Below are 17,082 nucleotides of genomic sequence, written 5' to 3' on the forward strand. Positions count from 1 at the left end.
ATTTAATTAACAGAATGAGTTTATCGATCAACCGTATCAAATATGCAAACATGTATGGCCCAACAACCGGCGATAAGGTTCGCTTGGGTGATACAGAGTTAATTATAGAAATAGAAAAAGATCATACCGTTTATGGCGATGAAGCTAAATTCGGCGGCGGCAAAACTATTCGTGATGGTATGGCTCAATCGGCAACGGCTACACGAAAAGAAGGTGTGCTCGATTTTGTTATTACCAGTGTAATGATCATCGACCATTGGGGTATTGTAAAAGCCGATATTGGTATCAAAGACGGAAAAATTGTTGGCATCGGTAAAGCCGGCAATCCGGATACAATGGATGGCATCACCCCGAACATGATCATCGGTGCCAGTACAGAAGTGCACGGTGGTGCAGGTTTGATAGCAACAGCCGGAGGTATTGATACACATATCCATTTTATTTGTCCGCAACAAATAGACCATGCATTATTTAGTGGTATTACAACAATGATCGGTGGTGGTACCGGGCCGGCAGATGGCACCAACGCTACCACAGTTACTCCCGGTGCATGGAATATTCAAAAGATGTTAGAAGCTGCGGAAGCCTTTCCAATGAACCTTGGTTTTTTTGGAAAAGGCAACTGTGCAAGTTTAGAACCACTTGAAGAACAAATTGAAGCAGGCGCTCTGGGATTAAAAATTCATGAAGACTGGGGTAGTACAACTGCTGTTATTGATGCATCGTTAAAAATTGCAGATAAGCATGATATACAAATCGCCATACACACCGATACGTTAAACGAAGGTGGTTTTTTAGAAGATACTATCAGCGCCATTAACGGAAGAGTGATACATACTTTCCATACAGAAGGTGCTGGTGGCGGACATGCTCCCGATATTATTAAAGCGGCCATGTACCCAAATGTATTACCATCATCCACCAATCCAACAAGGCCATTCACAGTAAATACGATTGATGAACATTTAGATATGCTGATGGTTTGTCATCATCTAGATAAAAATGTTCCTGAAGACATTTCTTTTGCCGACAGTCGTATTCGTCCTGAAACCATTGCTGCAGAAGATATTTTACATGATATGGGTGTTTTTAGTATGATGAGTTCTGATTCACAGGCAATGGGCAGAGTATCTGAAGTAATTACACGTACCTGGCAAACCGCTCATAAAATGAAAGTACAACGAGGAAGCTTACCCGAAGATGCAGGAAAAGAAAATGATAATTTCAGAGCAAAAAGATATGTAGCAAAATATACCATCAACCCTGCTATCTCTCATGGCATTTCGGAATATGTTGGTTCAATTGAAAGTGGCAAAATTGCCGATCTGGTTTTATGGAAGCCGGCCATGTTTGGTGTAAAGCCCGAACTCATTATTAAAGGCGGAATGATCATCGCCGGAAGAATGGGAGACCCCAATGCTTCTATTCCAACGCCGCAACCGGTTGTGTACAGACATATGTTTGGCGCCTACGGAAAAGCTTTGCATAAAACCTGTGCAACATTTGTGTCAAAATTATCTTTAGAAAAAAATATTGTGCAAGAATATGAGTTACAGAAGATGGTTCTACCCGTAAAAAACTGTCGCAACATTTCCAAAAAAGACCTGATACATAATGATGCTACCCCACAAATAGATGTGAATCCTGAGAATTATGAAGTAAAAGTTGATGGCGAAGTGATCACTTGTGAACCAATGAAAGTGTTGCCATTGGCGCAACGTTATTTTTTATTTTAGAAATATGATCATCAAAGAAAAAATTGGCAACCTCAATTCATTTACAATAAATAATCAAAAAATTGATCATTTGCAATTGGAATGGTTTGAAACGAACAAAAGGATATTGCATAAAAAAACGCAGACGGGTATTGAACTTGTATTAAAATTTCTACAGGAAAATCAACAACTAACCCAAGGAGATATTCTTTATCAAGACGAATCAACAATTATTGTGGTTGATATAAAAGGATGTGACGTACTTGTCATTAAGCCAAACACAATGTTTGAAATGGCGAGTATTTGTTACGAGATCGGCAACAAACATTTACCCTTGTTTTATGAAAATGATGAATTATTAATCCCCTTCGAACAACCAATCTATAAATTATTGACAGCACAAGGCTATAATGTACAAGTAGATAAAAGAAAATTATTACAACCATTAAAAACAACTGTGTTGCCCCATGGCAGCAGCGAAACTTTGTTTTCTAAAATATTGAAACTGACCACAACCAATGAATAATGCTTTACTCAGTTTATTGCATCTAACAGATCCTACATTACCTATCGGCGGATTTTCTCATTCTGCCGGACTGGAAACATATGTACAAAATGGTATTATAAAAAATGGTGCTACTGCTAAAGAATTCATTACAGAAATGCTTACAAGAAATCTGCAATACACAGATGCAGCTGTTGTTTCATTAGCTTATGACGCTGCTGTAGCCAATGATATAGAAAAAATATTAGAGTTAGACGTTGAATGTACCGCAGTAAAACTTCCTTTAGAAATGAGACAGGCAAGTAACAAGCTGGGTATTCGATTAATGAAAATATTTCAACCAATTTATAAAAGCGCTATTGCTGATCAATACAAAGAGGCAATGCAAACACAAAGTGCTATGGGTCATTATTGTATTGTATTTGGCATTTATGCTCAAGCATTAGGCATCAGCAAAGAAGATGCATTGCATGGCTTTTATTATAATGCTGCTGTGGGTTTTGTTACAAACAGTGTAAAGCTTATTCCGCTTGGTCAACAAGATGGGCAACAGATATTATTTTCATTGCAATCATTGATACAAGATCTTGTGAAGAACACATTAGAGCCCGATAAAAATTTGATTGGGTTGTGTTGTACGGGCTTTGATATCAGAAGTATGCAACATGAGAAATTGTATTCAAGACTTTATATGAGTTAAGAGTTATGAATTAAGAATTATGAGTTGTTAGAAATTAAAACGGTGAATATTGATATACTGCACAAGAGTGCGACGCAACGATGATGCCATGAAAAACAATTGTTGATATCAAAAAGAATTGCCATGGCATTCATGCCATCGATAAAAAATTATGGAAAGAAATTATATAAAAATTGGTGTAGCCGGACCGGTTGGTTCCGGAAAAACAGCATTGATAGAAAGGCTATCAAGAGCAATGGCTAAAGATTACAGCATTGGTGTGATCACAAATGATATTTATACAAAAGAAGATGCAGAGTTTTTAACAAAAAACAGTTTGTTGCCTGCTGAAAGGATCATTGGTGTTGAAACAGGTGGTTGCCCTCATACAGCTATCCGTGAAGATGCCAGTATGAATCTGGAAGCGGTGGAAGAAATGGCCAATCGTTTTTCTGATGTTCAAATTATTTTTATTGAAAGTGGCGGCGATAATTTATCAGCAACCTTTAGTCCAGACTTAGCAGACCTTACCATTTTTGTAATTGATGTTGCGGAAGGAGATAAGATACCACGTAAAGGTGGGCCAGGGATTACAAGAAGCGACTTGTTAGTTATTAATAAAATCGATCTGGCTCCTTATGTAAATGCTGACCTTGGTGTGATGGAAAGAGATGCCCGTAAAATGCGTAGCGGTTCTCCATTTGTATTTACCAATTTAATGAGCCTGGAAGGTTTGGATATTGTGATCGGTTGGATAAAAAAGTATGCATTGCTGGAAGAAGTAAACGAACCAAAACTTTGGAGATAATTTGAAAGCAGATCTGGATATACAAGCTGTTTCACGAAATGGCATTAGTCATTTAGGTAGATGTTATTTTTCACCACCCTTTAAAGTGATGAACATAACTGAAGATAAAACTCAAGCACAATTACATTTAATGTTGATGAGTTCATCTCCCGGAATATTAGATGGCGATGAATACAATTTAAAAATTTCTGTTGAAGAAAATGCTTCGTTACAATTGTTTACACAATCGTATCAACGATTGTTCAATATGAAACAAGGAGCAATACAAAAAACAGATATTCATCTTGCAGACAATGCTGCTTTTTGTTTTTTACCGCACCCGGCTGTACCACAGAAACAGTCTAATTTTACATCGATAAACAAAATTTATTTATCTAACAACAACAGCTTAATTTTTGGAGAAATTCTTACCTGCGGAAGAAAATTAAACGGTGAAATTTTTCGATTTTCTAAATATCATAGTCTTACGGAAATATATCTCAACAATAAATTAGTTGTGAAAGAAAATCTGTTGATCGAACCATCAACAATTAATATCAATGCTATAGGGCAATTAGAAGGGCATACGCATCAGGGAAGTTTGATCGTCATAAATAATGATCTTGATCTGAATGCAATGAATGATTTTATTACTCATCATTTATCTCAGCAAAAGGATATTGAGTTTGGTGTTTCTGCTTTATCTATTAAAGGGTTGATCGTAAGGATCATGGGACAAAAAGCCGAACAGCTACATGATTGTTTAAAATATATTGCAAGCTATATTTCTTCATACAAAATATTAGCCAATGCAATCTGAAATGGGAATATTGATCATCACGGCTATATCCGTTGCCTGTTTACACACCGTAACAGGACCAGATCATTATCTTCCTTTCGTAGCTTTATCAAAATCTAGAAATTGGAGTTTAACTAAAACAATCGGCTGGACGATCATTTGTGGTTGCGGACATATCTGGAGTTCTGTGTTACTAGGTTTGGGGGGTGCGGCAATTGGTTGGAGTTTGTCAAAAATAAATTTTCTGGAAGGTGTAAGAGGCGGCATAGCAGGTTGGGTCATGCTAACATTTGGATTCTTCTACGGTATCTGGGGTTTGTACAGAGCCTATAAAAATAATCCGCACAAACATTTTGATTTGGAAGATGGAGGGGATATTTATGTATATGAACATCGTCATGGTGAAGCAATAACTCCAAGTGAAAGACATAAAGTAACGCCTTGGGTAATGTTTATAATTTTTTTACTTGGCCCTTGTGAACCCATGATACCTTTACTTTATTTTCCCGCTGCACAAAATAGCTGGTGGGGAATGTTATTGTTGATTGCAGTTTATACTTTCTTTACTTTAGTAACTATGCTCACAATGGTACTGTTAGGTTACTTTGGAATTGCGTTTGTAAAAACCGAAAAAATAGAACGGTATGTTCATGCAATTGGTGGATTAACTATTTTTATTTGTGGAGCAGGGATGGTGTTTATGGGTTGGTAATTATTTGTATGTTATTTAGTAATTCTTAAGAGAACTATTTCTTGGGTACAATTCCTTATGCCGAATACATATTGTTCTTTTTCTCCATTCTTATCTAAATCGTATTCAAAAAAAGTGGCGTTGATTATGTTCTGTATGTTTATTTCTCCGTTATCAAAAAAGAACTTGACATTATTAAAATCTGCATCGTAACAAGACTGTCCGATATATTTAATCAATCCTTCTCCTTCACCAAAATTAAATTGCACTTTCCTTTTTTCTCCATAATAGCTTTTTGTGTCAATTCTTCCGGCTGTATCAGAAATATTAAAATCTGATTTATAAAATTTTATTTCCCTTGGTGTTATTAGTAAACGCTTTGCAAATAGTAACCCATTTCTAAATTCCTGAATAGGCTCACACATCATGCACTCAGTATCAAAGTTTACCCCACTATCCTTAGGTCCTTTCAAAAAATCATCGATACCATTAAATAATACATCAATTTTTCTATTGGTGGTATTAACAATGTTGGTATCCTTAATATCAAGTTTATATTTGAAAGTTAAAATACTGTCTTTCAAAATAACATTTGGTTCAATGCCTTCTGTATAGAATTTTCTGTCACCTTTCTTTTTGCTAACGCAAGATGCAAGAGAAACCATAAGCAGTAAATAAATAAATTGCCTTCTCATTTGATCAATAGTTTATGAAACTTCTCAACCTCTGCTTTCTCCGTTGCAGCAATCGCTTCATTATTATCGAACTTAGTTTTTAAAAACAATACCCTTTTATGCTGCGGATATTTTTCTAAAATATCTGTTAGCAGTTTTTCTAATACTGTATCTTTTGTAAAAATCGGTGCCGTGATTTTTGCCGGAGCTCTTTCTTTGGTAGGCTTCTTTAAAATGATTGCTTCCAGCGTAGCCATTTTACCCGGGGGAATGGTCGGCACTTTTAGTGCTTTATGTTGCAAACCCTCTAATTGCTTTTTGCTTAAGCCGCCTCTTTCCTGATATTGGAATAATAAACTACTTACAAAGGTTGATGTGGGGTTGGCTTCCAGTGTAGCTTTCAAGATGTCCATCACTATATCTACATCGGGATTAATTCTGGCCATTGAAATGTTTTAGAAGAAATGATCAGGAAACGGCTTTAACGGTTTTACCTATTAATTTTCCTTTATTATAAAGCTGCATGATATAATTACCTTTCTGTGCATTATCTGTATCTAATGTAAAATTAAGTCGCTTGGTTTCACCCTTCGAATAATCGAATTTGATCTTACGGGAATAAACTTTTTTACCTTCATTGGTATCGAATATGCCGGACTCCCAGGCATTCTTTAGAACCCTTCCATCTGGTTGTAATACCACAACCATTAACTCTGCATTATTAAGATTAGTATTGGTTTTTACTGCAAATGACCCTGTGATTTTTTCTGTAGCATCAGCATCAGAAACCTCAACATTATTTCCGTTGTTTGCTGATAAACGTAACTCAGATGCTGCAAAAATTACATCCCCGCCGGTTTTTTCTACCGGAGTTCTGTTGATATTATCTGCTGTTTGTTTGTTATTTGAATTCGCTGTGTATTGAGCAAGTAATGAATTTAATCTTTTGTTTTCATTTTCAATATCTGTGTTTCTGTTACTCAACTCATCTACTTTCAATTGCAGTTCATCTATTTTTTGTTTTGCAAGATTAAGATCTGCAATAGAAGCATTGCCTTTCAAAAGCAGGGCAATTTCGTTTCTTAACTTAAAATAGTCAGTAAGCTTCGAATCTAAATTAACACTTGAAGAGTCTGACTGCAATAAAATTGAATCTGTCGAATTATCGATCTGAAACTTTGCAACTGTAGCTGAGTAAACTTTTTGTAATGAATCCTTAGAGTAATTTACTTTCGTACTATTTTTCTTTCCGGAAAGAAGAGCCAATTCTTTTTCTTCCTGCGACTTTGTATAAAAATTGTATCCTAAAAAACACAGCATTATAAACGAAGCAAGCAGCAACACTATTGATATGGTGAGTAACGGATAAAATTTAGTATCCTTCATATTGTTTGCTTATTATTTACCGATGATATTCTCATCAACGTATGCCGAGATCCAACCAACTTGTCCGTTTTTAACCAAATAGAATTGTTTCTTTTCATAAATGCCCTCAAACTGTCTCATGATCTTTAACAATAACCCCGTACCGGCTAACAATGCCTTTTGATCAAACACATTGTTAATTTTTTTGATTTCTGCGCCAATCAAATTTTTATCGAGTGCTTTATCGGTTATTTTTTTAACAATGGCATCTGATGTGAAGTCTGAATAATTCTTGGCCAGCTTTTCACTGAACTTTTGTACTTCATCGTATGTAACCGGCACAACAGAATTTTCGATCATTTCCGGATACAATAAATTTGCCACAGACCAGGCAATACCACCGCTGAATGCAATATTATCACTCATGCTATAAGCGCCGCTAACATTAATAGCATAAGTAATTTCTGAATTGGGTGTGCCGGAAAGCACACGAAATAATTGCTTGTTATAATTGCTCATGCTCAAATCTTGATCACATCTTTTCTCTGTTGCATTGGCAATACTTTTTGTTCCCCATGTTAATTGAAACAGTTTCATTTCATCGGTATTACCATTGGGGAAATAACCACCTTTTGTATTTCCACTTCCGATATCAACTAAAAAGGTTGTGTACCGTTTAGATTCAGGAACAATGCCAAGGTGAGATAATCTTGCTTCATCGACCACATCAATCACTTCAACTTTTCTTTTAGGATCGGCAATATTTATTTTAAAAGAATCAATCAATGCATTTATACGATCCGTTTTATTTTCTTTTTCTGCCTGAATTTTCACCCCGCTACTTACAACCGTAAAAATTCTGTCGGATGGTATCTCATTTTTTTTATTGGCAACATTGTAGAGTTCGGTAAGTCCTTTTAAAGTTGCATCAAAGGTGCTTTGTGAAAAAGAAATAAAATCGGTATTTACTGAGGTGTCTTTCAGTAAATTATATTCGCCATTGGTAACAGATTTGTTATTGATCTCTATAAGGCTCATTTTGATACCTTTTGAACCCACTTCTATCCCGGCATAAACGGTCGACTTTTTAAACTTTAGTTTCAGGCTTGTTTGAGCATAACTATTCATTACACTTAACAGCATGATTGACAAGTAAAAACGTTTCAACAAATTACGCAGCACCATAGGTTTAATTTAGCAATAAAATTACTAAATAACCTTCGGTGTAATGGAGGTTATGCACTACTGTGTAAAAAATGTGTTAAACGGGAAAACCGAATCAGACGTCGAAGCTTCTTACATCTACATGGTTCAGCAAAAATTGATTAATGGCGTCGTAATTTCTATCAGGCGATCCTATTCGATAAATGTAGATAGCATCACTATCTTCCTTGATCACTTTCATACACCTGAATGTCATATCATGTTCAATAAAAAATTGTTCTATCTGATATTTAAAATTTGGAGGAATGGATACTGTGTGAATACGATAATCTTTTACCCGATGCAATCTGTTAATAAACCTTTGTACCGGTTCCAAAACAAACAAAGCGATCAAAACCATACCCGCCACCACAATTGTAAGAGGATAATTGTGATACCCTATTGCCATACCGAGAGCCGCAGTGATCCATATCAAAGCTGCAGTAGTAAGTCCGTTTACAGAAATGCCTTCTTTAAAAATTACACCTGCGCCAATAAAACCAATGCCTGTTACAATATTACTTGCGATCCTGTCCGGACTATTATCACCACTTTCCTTCGATAAAATTGTATAAAGGCATGAGCCTACACAAATCAATATCATTGTTCTGAACCCGGCCGGCTTACTTCTGAATTCTCTTTCGAGTCCGATAACTGCACCAATTACAAATGCGAAAGATACCTGTGCAGCCTCTTCAAAATAAATTGTAATATCCATTGTAGAAAGGTTTAGCAGTTATAGCACAAAAACTTGTTGCTTACTGCATAGTTTAGTAGGTTTAGACAACTACTATTATTTATTGTCTTGCTAAAACGATCGGTGTTTTAAAAGATTTTTTCTTCCCCTGCAAATTAAATACTTCTGTATAAATAACATAAATACCTACAGCCAGTTGCTGACCTTTATCGCCTAAGCCATCCCACCTAAAAAATCCCGTCATTCCTAAAAGTGCATTTTTTTGCAAGTAACGTACAGGCCTACCTGCTGCATCAAAAATGGTGATATTACCTACATAGCCCGGCGTAGGGAAACTATAATTCACCGTAGCAACGTCATCTCTTCCATCATTATCCGGCGAAAACACTGCAGGGCTGATAGACACCTCTCCTTGTACTAGCTGGTCGGCTCCATTTTGAGAATTTTTATAAGTTGGTGTACCAAAGCCCGGATAAAGGCTCTTTGCAGCAGAATGCCAATTTCTTTCCTGTTCACTTTGAACTAAGGAGGTATCATTGTAATTAATTCTTTCAAGCGAAACATTTTCACGATTGTCTATCAGTTTAAAATGCCATTTTTCTGTGTAGCGGATCTCATCAATAATATTTGTATCAATATCGCAGATGATCACAAAACCTTTATCATCACTGTAAGACGGCATACTTGAAAGTGTTATAAAAGCAGCAGCGTTTTTTACATCGAAATCTCTTTGCACTACTGCAGGATCTTCCGTAACAACAATAAACTCGCCGGGTTGTATCAATCTACCTGTAGAACTGATCTTAACCAATGTGCCTACTTTACCCGTAGTACTGCTGCGATTAGTGATATACACTTTACCAAGATCTATCACTTTATTACTGCGATTATAAATTTCTACATAATCAACACCCGGAGGTTCTGCATTAATAGATGGTAGGGGATTAAATAAAATTTCGTTTACAACTAGGTCGAACCTAGCCGCCGGCGACGGTAAAAATATGTTTGCCGTATTATTGGCTCCAATCGCATTTCCTAAACAATCCGTTATCGCAGAAGCTGCAGTTATCGTGTATGCCACGCCGGTAGATAAAGCTGTTCCTAAAGTGATATTCACTGCATCAAATAAAGGACCAACGCCAACAGCAGAGGCAACAGTAATACCTCCCGTTATACTATAATTTGCAATAGTAGCAGCTTTCAGGCTATCCAAAGTTTCATCATAATACAAGGTGATGTGTGTTGGATCGGTAACAGAAACACTTAAAAGTTTGGGGCCTGTTGCATCCGGCGTACCGCCATCTGCAGAATTTATAGCGCCGGGAGTTCCTCCTTTAATATCCGTACTTGCTTTCCAGTTTGAAATACCGGAACAAGGACTTTTTGTATTGATCATTTCAATTGTCCATCCGCCATCTTCTTTTGCTGCATCATGATACCAGGCTAAACTATAATTAACTGCATGCATCACTTCACCAAGTTCGTTAACCAATGTCAATAATTCTCCGGTATTTGTTAACCCCGGAAAACTGGTGGGAGATAATGTTGCCCCATATGTAGCTAGATCCGGAGCCGCCGTACTTGAACAAAGAATTACATATGCTCCCGGATTCAGTGTATATGTAGGGAATGCACCGCTGATTCCGGTGCCATCTTTAATTTTCCAACCTGTTATCGTGATCGCTTTGGTCGTAGTATTTTTTAATTCGATCCATTCTCTTGCAGGAAGCCCTACAACAGGCGACTCGTCAGCCATGATCTCATCGATCACAACATCATACTGTTTAGGAATGTATGGAGCAAAATAAGTGAATGCGCTTGTTCCGTTGCTGATCGCATTGCCGGAAATATCTTTTACGCCATTTACTGTTAACTGATTGGCAACTGCATCTGCAAAACTACCGGTAAAGGTTAGGTGCACTAAGGCGGAATTACTACCATCCAAAACAGCGGTGGCCGGTGCACCAATACTATTGTTTACAGAATAGTTTCCAATTGTATTGGCCGTTGTTGCATCTAAAGGCTCATTGAACAAAACATCTAAAGCTGTTGAAGATAAAACTGTTGAAGACTGAATAACTGGAGCAGTAACATCAGGCGCATAAGTTTGAACATTTATATCATCAAAAAAATGTCTTTGGAAAAAAGACGCAGTACTTTGTTTTACAAAAAAGCCAAATGAATTGGATGTTGGATAGGCTGCATCTGTAACAGATCCCTCTACTGTATAGTTTGTTCCTCCTGTAAGGTCTCTAGATAATATCCATTGATTTGAAGCGTCACGAATTACTTTGATCCGTATTGTGTTGCTGCTTGTATTTGTTGTTGCATCAACTCCATCAATAATTTTTGTACTAGTTGCTCCGTCTTTTCTATATAAACTAATTTCATCGGCCGTATTACCAATTCTCACAAAAAAACCATTGGTTGCTGTTGCAGAAAGATCTGTTGCCGATGCTATTAAGAATACATCAACATAATTGGTAGAAGATGTATTGAAAGTAAGTTTGGTATAAAACTCCCATTGTGCCGTAGTAGCCAATATGCTGGGAGTACTTAAATAGAAAGAACTGCTTGCTGTAGTGTTATTGCTTTGTAGCTGTCCCGCTGTTACTACCCAATCTGCAGCGTTACCTGTAACCCATGCAGGATTTGTGGTAATATCTCCATCAGTAAAATTTTCTGTAAACTGAGCAAATGTACACATTGCAGATATTGCAAAAACAGGCACTAAAAGAAGCAATTTTTTCATCATAACAGTAAAACTTAGTCTTTAAAGATAAATGTTTTATCGCATAGCTATAGAGTTTTATCTATGAATAATTTTTCTTGATTTTTTGGCTGATAATAGATTTGTTCCTACTTTTGCGGCATGAAATTGAATTACAAACACACAACCACTACGAAGAAACGTTCTGCTCAGCAGGAGGGTTAATAGTGTTTTGTTTGTTTCCACAATATTCACAGCCTTCCAGTAAAACGGAAGGCTTTATTTTTATGCCCCCATCCCCTAAAGGGGAGTAAAGGCAAGATAATTTAAAGACGTAATTTTTTAATCACAATAAACAAAAACTCAAAAAAATGAAAGTAGCTGTAGTAGGGGCCACCGGCCTGGTTGGCAGCAAAATGTTGCAAGTATTAGCCGAAAGAAATTTTCCGGTTACGGAATTGATCCCGGTTGCGTCTGAAAAATCAATTGGTAAACAAGTTGAATTCAAGGGAAAGAAATACACGATCGTTGGTTATAAAGATGCAATTGCAGCTAAACCGGCTGTTGCTATATTTTCTGCCGGAGGTGGTACGTCTCTTGCAATTGCTCCTGAATTTGCAGCAGCTGGCATTACAGTAATTGACAACTCAAGCGCATGGCGTATGGACCCTACTAAAAAATTAGTAGTGCCAGAAGTGAATGCTGATGTGTTGACGGCTGATGATAAGATCATCGCCAATCCGAACTGTTCTACTATTCAAATGGTATTGGTGTTGAAACCATTACATGAAAAATATAAAATCAAAAGGGTAGTAGTATCTACTTACCAAAGTGTTACCGGCACCGGCGTTAAAGCAGTTGACCAATTATTCAACGAAAGAAAAGGTGTTAAAGGTGAAATGGCTTATAAATATCAAATTGATTTAAACGTTATTCCTCAGATAGATGTATTCACTGATAATGGTTACACTAAAGAGGAAATGAAAATGATCAAAGAAACCAACAAGATCATTGGTGACGATAGCATTAAAGTAACAGCAACGACTGTACGTATACCGGTAATTGGCGGACACAGCGAAAGTTTGAACATTGAGTTTGAAAATGATTTTGATGTTGAAGAAGTAAAAGCTTTATTGGCTGCTGCTCCAGGTTTAGTGTTACAAGATGACATTGCAAATGCCATTTATCCAATGCCATTAACTGCTCATGAAAAAGATGAAACCTTCGTGGGTCGTATTCGTCGTGATGAATCGCAAGCGAATACGCTTAACTGTTGGGTGGTAAGCGATAACTTACGTAAAGGTGCTGCTACCAATGCGGTACAAATTGCGGAGTATTTGAATGAGAAAGGATTATTGTAAAACACCCCCTCCGCCCCCTAAAGGGGGAACTGAGGATGGAGGAGTATAGAGTTAATTATTTCGAAAATTAAAAAGGGATACAAGATTTGTATCCCTTTTTTTATAATTAAGATTTTTATTTTCTTTTAGTTCGAGGCAATTTCTTTCTCACAAAAGTTTCTGAAAAAGTAAACCTTTTAGTTGTTTCGTCCTTAGTGTCTAAGTTGTAAACCCTAATACTTAAATCACCTTCAACTTGCCACTTATTTTCAATAAGCCTACACTCAATATTTCCTTCAGCAAACTTACCAATTTCAATAATATTCCATCCTTGTCTAACAATGTAAAAGAATGGAATATCTATACTATCACTTTTAGAAACTTTAAAACTATAATTAGTTACCCCTTCCGGGATTTTCCAATTTGCAGTTATAGAAATTTGATCATCATAAATATTAGCAGTACAATCGTATAGTTTACGAATTAGAAAAACAATATTTCTACCCGTATCAATTGTCTCTCTATTAGATTGAGAAATTGCGGCTTTATTGAAAAACTGATATTCTGCTGTATTTAAACAATTGTATTGTTCCGATTGCCCGAGTAAACTGTTACAACATGCAATAGAAATTAACATAAAATAGAATTTCACTTTCATTTTTTTCTGCCTTTTGTACATATATTAACTTACTATAATAAGATGTATTTAATAGTCTTATGGTTGCACAAGTGATAAATAAACTTCTAACCAAAATAATAAAAGTTCAATAATGGGACTCCGTACAAGTGAGTGACACAACGATGATGCCATGAAAAACAAATGCCGGTAACCAAATAAAAAAGCTCCGTATCTAACGGAGCTTTATATTCGAAGATTTAAATTAACGAGTTCTTAGTTCCCCCTTTAGGGAGCGGAGGGGGTGATTAGTTAATTTCCCAAGTCTCATTTCCTCTCAACAATTTATCCAAATCACCTTTACCTTTTTTAGCAATTACATCTTCAATTTGAAGTGCCATAACATCTTCGTAGCAAGGTCTGTCTGTTTCGTAGAAAACACCGAACGGACGAGGTAAATGACCAACATTGGCAGGATTGTCGAACATACGGGTAAGGATCTGAGCTTTGTAAAAATCTCTTTCGTCGTGCACCCAAAGGTCTTCAATGCTTGCATCTTTACCTATTTCAACAACTACCGGACGGAAGCCATCTAATTTAATTCCTTTGTTTTGTGTAGCACCAAAGATCAATGGCTTGCCTTGTTCAAGAAATAAAACTTCTTCTGCTTTGGTTCCTTTTTCTGTGAAAATTTCAAAAGCTCCATCGTTGAAGATGTTACAGTTTTGATAGATCTCTAAGAAAGAAGTTCCTTTATGTGCATGCGCTCTTAGCAACATTGCTTGTAAATGTTTAGGATCTCTGTCCATACTTCTTGCAACAAAAGTTCCATCGGCACCCATTGCTAATGCAGCAGGGTTGAATGGATGATCGATACTTCCGTAAGGCGTACTTTTTGTTACTTTATTTTCTTCTGAAGTTGGAGAATATTGTCCTTTTGTAAGACCATATATCTGGTTGTTGAATATCAACAAATTCACATCAAAATTTCTACGCAATAAATGGATGGTATGATTACCACCGATACTCATGCTATCTCCATCACCTGAAACGATCCAAACACTTAAGTCAGGACGAGCGGCTTTTAAACCACTTGCTACCGCCGTTGCTCTACCATGGATGCTATGCATACCATACGTATTCATATAATAAGGGAAACGGCTGCTACAACCGATACCTGAAATGATCGCAATGTTTTCTTTAGGAATACCAAGGGTTGGCATTACTTTTTGTACTTGTGCTAAAATGGAATAGTCGCCACAACCAGGGCACCAACGTACCTCTTGATCGGTTGCAAAATCTTTCGCTGTTAAGGCTGCTTTTACCGGAGCTTCCGGCGCTAATGTTGCTGTTGCACTCATATGGCTTATTGTTAGAGATGCAAAGTTACGTCAGAATTGAATATTTTGACAATTTTAGAGGGTCTATTATGCTGTATTTATGTGTTAAAACTTATGCAAACGTTGCCATTTAGAACACGGATGACACGGATTGAATGGATTAACACGGATCAAATCTGTAAATATCCATTGAATCCGCGTCATCCGTGTTCTATTATTTAGCGGCTTCATTTAAAAAATCTTTGATCCCTAATACAATCTTATCAACCATCTGTTGTTGAAAACCATCGTCTAGGATTTTTGCTTCCTCATCGGGGTTGCTGAGGAATAGTGTTTCAATTAAGGCATTGGGGTATTCTATCGGACTATTCAGCATGAAATTGAAAGAGCCTGTATTGCCATATTCTTTCAATCCTAATTCCAACATTCGTTTATAAATATCCAGACTTAAATTTTTAAACCCTATATATCTGTAATACGTACTTGTGCCTCCGGTTTTTAAAGGATCTTCCGATGAGTTCAGATGAATGCTTAATAAAAGGTCGGGTAAACTATCCCTATAAAAAAGTATCCTTTCTTTATTATCAAAAAATTGTTCTTTGGTTCTTGTCATGATCACTTTAGCTCCTTCTTTCTGCAAAGCCTTTTGCAATTTTAATGAGATGTCTAATGTGATCTCTTTTTCATAAGTCCCAGTTGCGCCAACAGCTCCTGCATTTGTTCCACCATGGCCGGCATCAACTGCGATCGTTAAATTTTTCAATGATAAATTTTCAGGCTGCCATTTTACTTTTATCATTAGGTTGTTGCCGTCATAATAAATTTGATGTCCCCAATGTTGCTGATGTTTTAATTCTATGGTCACTCTGAAAACATCATCTTCTATTTGTTCGTAGTCGATATTTTTAATTTCTTTAGCCGTTTGTAATTGTGTTATCCAGTTGGTATTATTGGTTGCTCCAAAAATATCTACTACAATTTTAGAAGGATTAATTAATTGAAAAGATTGATATGGCAGTTTTGCAAAGAGTGGTATTTTCACATAATCATATCCGTTAGTTCCATACACATTCCACTTTGCAGTTAATGATTCCGGAGTAAATGTTCCTTTGGGCAATAAGGTTACTAACTCATCGGGAATATAGGCTGTTCGTGTTTTAGACAATTGTACTTTATAATGTGAGCCTACTTTTCCTACAATATTCAAAAGGATATTACTATCAAGATAACCCACTTTTGCACCGCCAAGCCTATCATCTCCCAAACCATATTCCAAATGTGCCAGTCTTCCTTTTGTGATGGCAATGGTAGAGGCCAGAGGAGACAACATCGAGAATTTATAAGTTGTAGTTTCTGTAATTGTATTTCCTGCAGAGTCGATAATAGTGATCGGAATTTTTGTATTAGAAAAATTATCCGTCGCTTTCACAATATATTCTCCCTGATAAATACCCGGCATTGTTTTAGAAGGCATTTCATATAGAATACAGCCCTGTGCTGTTTTTACAACGCATTTTGTCAATGCCTTCACTTTAAATTTGATCACATCGCCGGGCACCACAACCATATCTCCCTCAGGAAAAGTTTGAATGCTTTCAATGTCCAACGTCTTTACAGGCTCTGCAGGTTTGGGTAATGTATAAGTGTAATTTATTTTTTTTGATGCTGACTTGCCTGCATTCTCAGCAGTGATGGTAAAACTTGTGTCACCGGGTTTAATATTTATCTCATGTACAAAAGCCCCTGTACTGTAAACTTTCACAGGCTTACTGTTTATTGTAAGATTACATTGCTTGCAAGTATTGCCAATGATAAATTGCTTAGATGTGATTGCTTTATTGTTTGTATTGTAAGGTTGAATTAAATTGACTACAGGTGCAGTTTGAGAAAATACTTTTATTGAGATCAGTAAAATCAGTAAGAAAAAGGTTCTTTTCATAGGATAAAGATAAAACAAAAGC

16 protein-coding genes are annotated in these 17,082 nt (G+C 36.5%); 7 read left to right on the top strand and 9 right to left on the bottom strand.

The features are described from left to right. Nucleotides 1–14 precede the first annotated feature (14 nt). The 6 genes from ureC (at nt 15) to ACQ33O_RS02875 (ending at nt 5,197) form a co-directional block, all read left to right on the top strand. Nucleotides 15–1,736, top strand: a complete 1,722-nt coding sequence (gene ureC, locus ACQ33O_RS02850; protein ID WP_430994043.1) for an urease subunit alpha — start codon at nt 15–17, stop codon at nt 1,734–1,736. Nucleotides 1,737–1,740: 4 nt separating this feature from the next. Then, nucleotides 1,741–2,241, top strand: a complete 501-nt coding sequence (ureE, locus tag ACQ33O_RS02855; RefSeq protein WP_430994044.1) for an urease accessory protein UreE — start codon at nt 1,741–1,743, stop codon at nt 2,239–2,241. Continuing rightward, a complete protein-coding gene (locus ACQ33O_RS02860) occupies nt 2,234–2,920 on the top strand; it encodes an urease accessory protein UreF (RefSeq protein ID WP_430994045.1) in 687 nt (228 codons plus the stop codon). Before ureE ends, ACQ33O_RS02860 begins: the two co-directional genes overlap by 8 nt. 151 nt (nt 2,921–3,071) lie before the next feature. Continuing rightward, complete coding sequence (ureG, locus tag ACQ33O_RS02865) at nt 3,072–3,707, top strand: urease accessory protein UreG (protein ID WP_430994046.1); 636 nt, start codon at nt 3,072–3,074, stop codon at nt 3,705–3,707. Between the two features lies 1 nt (nt 3,708). Next, nucleotides 3,709–4,506 (top strand): urease accessory protein UreD, encoded by a 798-nt coding sequence (locus ACQ33O_RS02870; protein WP_430994047.1) that lies wholly within the window; start codon nt 3,709–3,711, stop codon nt 4,504–4,506. Continuing rightward, complete coding sequence (locus ACQ33O_RS02875) at nt 4,496–5,197, top strand: sulfite exporter TauE/SafE family protein (RefSeq protein WP_430994048.1); 702 nt, start codon at nt 4,496–4,498, stop codon at nt 5,195–5,197. The genes ACQ33O_RS02870 and ACQ33O_RS02875 overlap by 11 nt, the downstream gene beginning before the upstream one ends. A gap of 11 nt (nt 5,198–5,208) precedes the next feature. Here ACQ33O_RS02875 and ACQ33O_RS02880 read toward each other — a convergent pair whose 3' ends face one another. From ACQ33O_RS02880 to ACQ33O_RS02905, 6 genes are all read right to left on the bottom strand, one after another. Next, entirely contained in the window at nt 5,209–5,871 is a 663-nt protein-coding gene (locus ACQ33O_RS02880) for a hypothetical protein (RefSeq protein WP_430994049.1), read from the bottom strand. After that, complete coding sequence (locus tag ACQ33O_RS02885) at nt 5,868–6,296, bottom strand: hypothetical protein (RefSeq protein ID WP_430994050.1); 429 nt, start codon at nt 6,294–6,296, stop codon at nt 5,868–5,870. The genes ACQ33O_RS02880 and ACQ33O_RS02885 overlap by 4 nt, the downstream gene beginning before the upstream one ends. A 22-nt stretch (nt 6,297–6,318) precedes the next feature. Then, nucleotides 6,319–7,236 carry a hypothetical protein gene (locus tag ACQ33O_RS02890; protein WP_430994051.1) on the bottom strand — a complete coding sequence of 306 codons (918 nt, stop codon included), beginning with the start codon at nt 7,234–7,236 and terminating at the stop codon, nt 6,319–6,321. Nucleotides 7,237–7,248: 12 nt separating this feature from the next. Continuing rightward, a complete protein-coding gene (locus ACQ33O_RS02895; protein ID WP_430994052.1) occupies nt 7,249–8,400 on the bottom strand; it encodes a hypothetical protein in 1,152 nt (383 codons plus the stop codon). 94 nt (nt 8,401–8,494) lie between these two features. Continuing rightward, a complete protein-coding gene (locus tag ACQ33O_RS02900; RefSeq protein ID WP_430994053.1) occupies nt 8,495–9,136 on the bottom strand; it encodes an MgtC/SapB family protein in 642 nt (213 codons plus the stop codon). Between the two features lie 79 nt (nt 9,137–9,215). Then, a complete protein-coding gene (locus tag ACQ33O_RS02905) occupies nt 9,216–11,870 on the bottom strand; it encodes a lamin tail domain-containing protein (RefSeq protein ID WP_430994054.1) in 2,655 nt (884 codons plus the stop codon). Between the two features lie 326 nt (nt 11,871–12,196). Between ACQ33O_RS02905 and ACQ33O_RS02910 the strand changes: the two genes are divergently transcribed. Then, the gene (locus ACQ33O_RS02910) at nt 12,197–13,186 is read left to right on the top strand and encodes an aspartate-semialdehyde dehydrogenase (RefSeq protein WP_430994055.1); all 990 of its coding nucleotides are present in this window, start codon (nt 12,197–12,199) and stop codon (nt 13,184–13,186) included. A gap of 115 nt (nt 13,187–13,301) precedes the next feature. Here ACQ33O_RS02910 and ACQ33O_RS02915 read toward each other — a convergent pair whose 3' ends face one another. The 3 genes from ACQ33O_RS02915 to ACQ33O_RS02925 all read right to left on the bottom strand — a co-directional run bounded on the left by ACQ33O_RS02915 (nt 13,302) and on the right by ACQ33O_RS02925 (nt 17,060). Then, nucleotides 13,302–13,823 carry a hypothetical protein gene (locus ACQ33O_RS02915; protein WP_430994056.1) on the bottom strand — a complete coding sequence of 174 codons (522 nt, stop codon included), beginning with the start codon at nt 13,821–13,823 and terminating at the stop codon, nt 13,302–13,304. 266 nt (nt 13,824–14,089) lie between these two features. After that, nucleotides 14,090–15,142: a 2-oxoacid:ferredoxin oxidoreductase subunit beta gene (locus ACQ33O_RS02920; RefSeq protein ID WP_430994057.1), complete on the bottom strand. Its 1,053-nt coding sequence runs from the start codon at nt 15,140–15,142 to the stop codon at nt 14,090–14,092. Between the two features lie 193 nt (nt 15,143–15,335). Further along, nucleotides 15,336–17,060 carry an N-acetylmuramoyl-L-alanine amidase gene (locus ACQ33O_RS02925; protein WP_430994058.1) on the bottom strand — a complete coding sequence of 575 codons (1,725 nt, stop codon included), beginning with the start codon at nt 17,058–17,060 and terminating at the stop codon, nt 15,336–15,338. Between the last annotated feature and the right edge of the window lie 22 nt (nt 17,061–17,082).

The organism is Ferruginibacter sp. SUN002 (assembly GCF_050611725.1).
Taxonomy (GTDB): Bacteria; Bacteroidota; Bacteroidia; order Chitinophagales; family Chitinophagaceae; genus Ferruginibacter.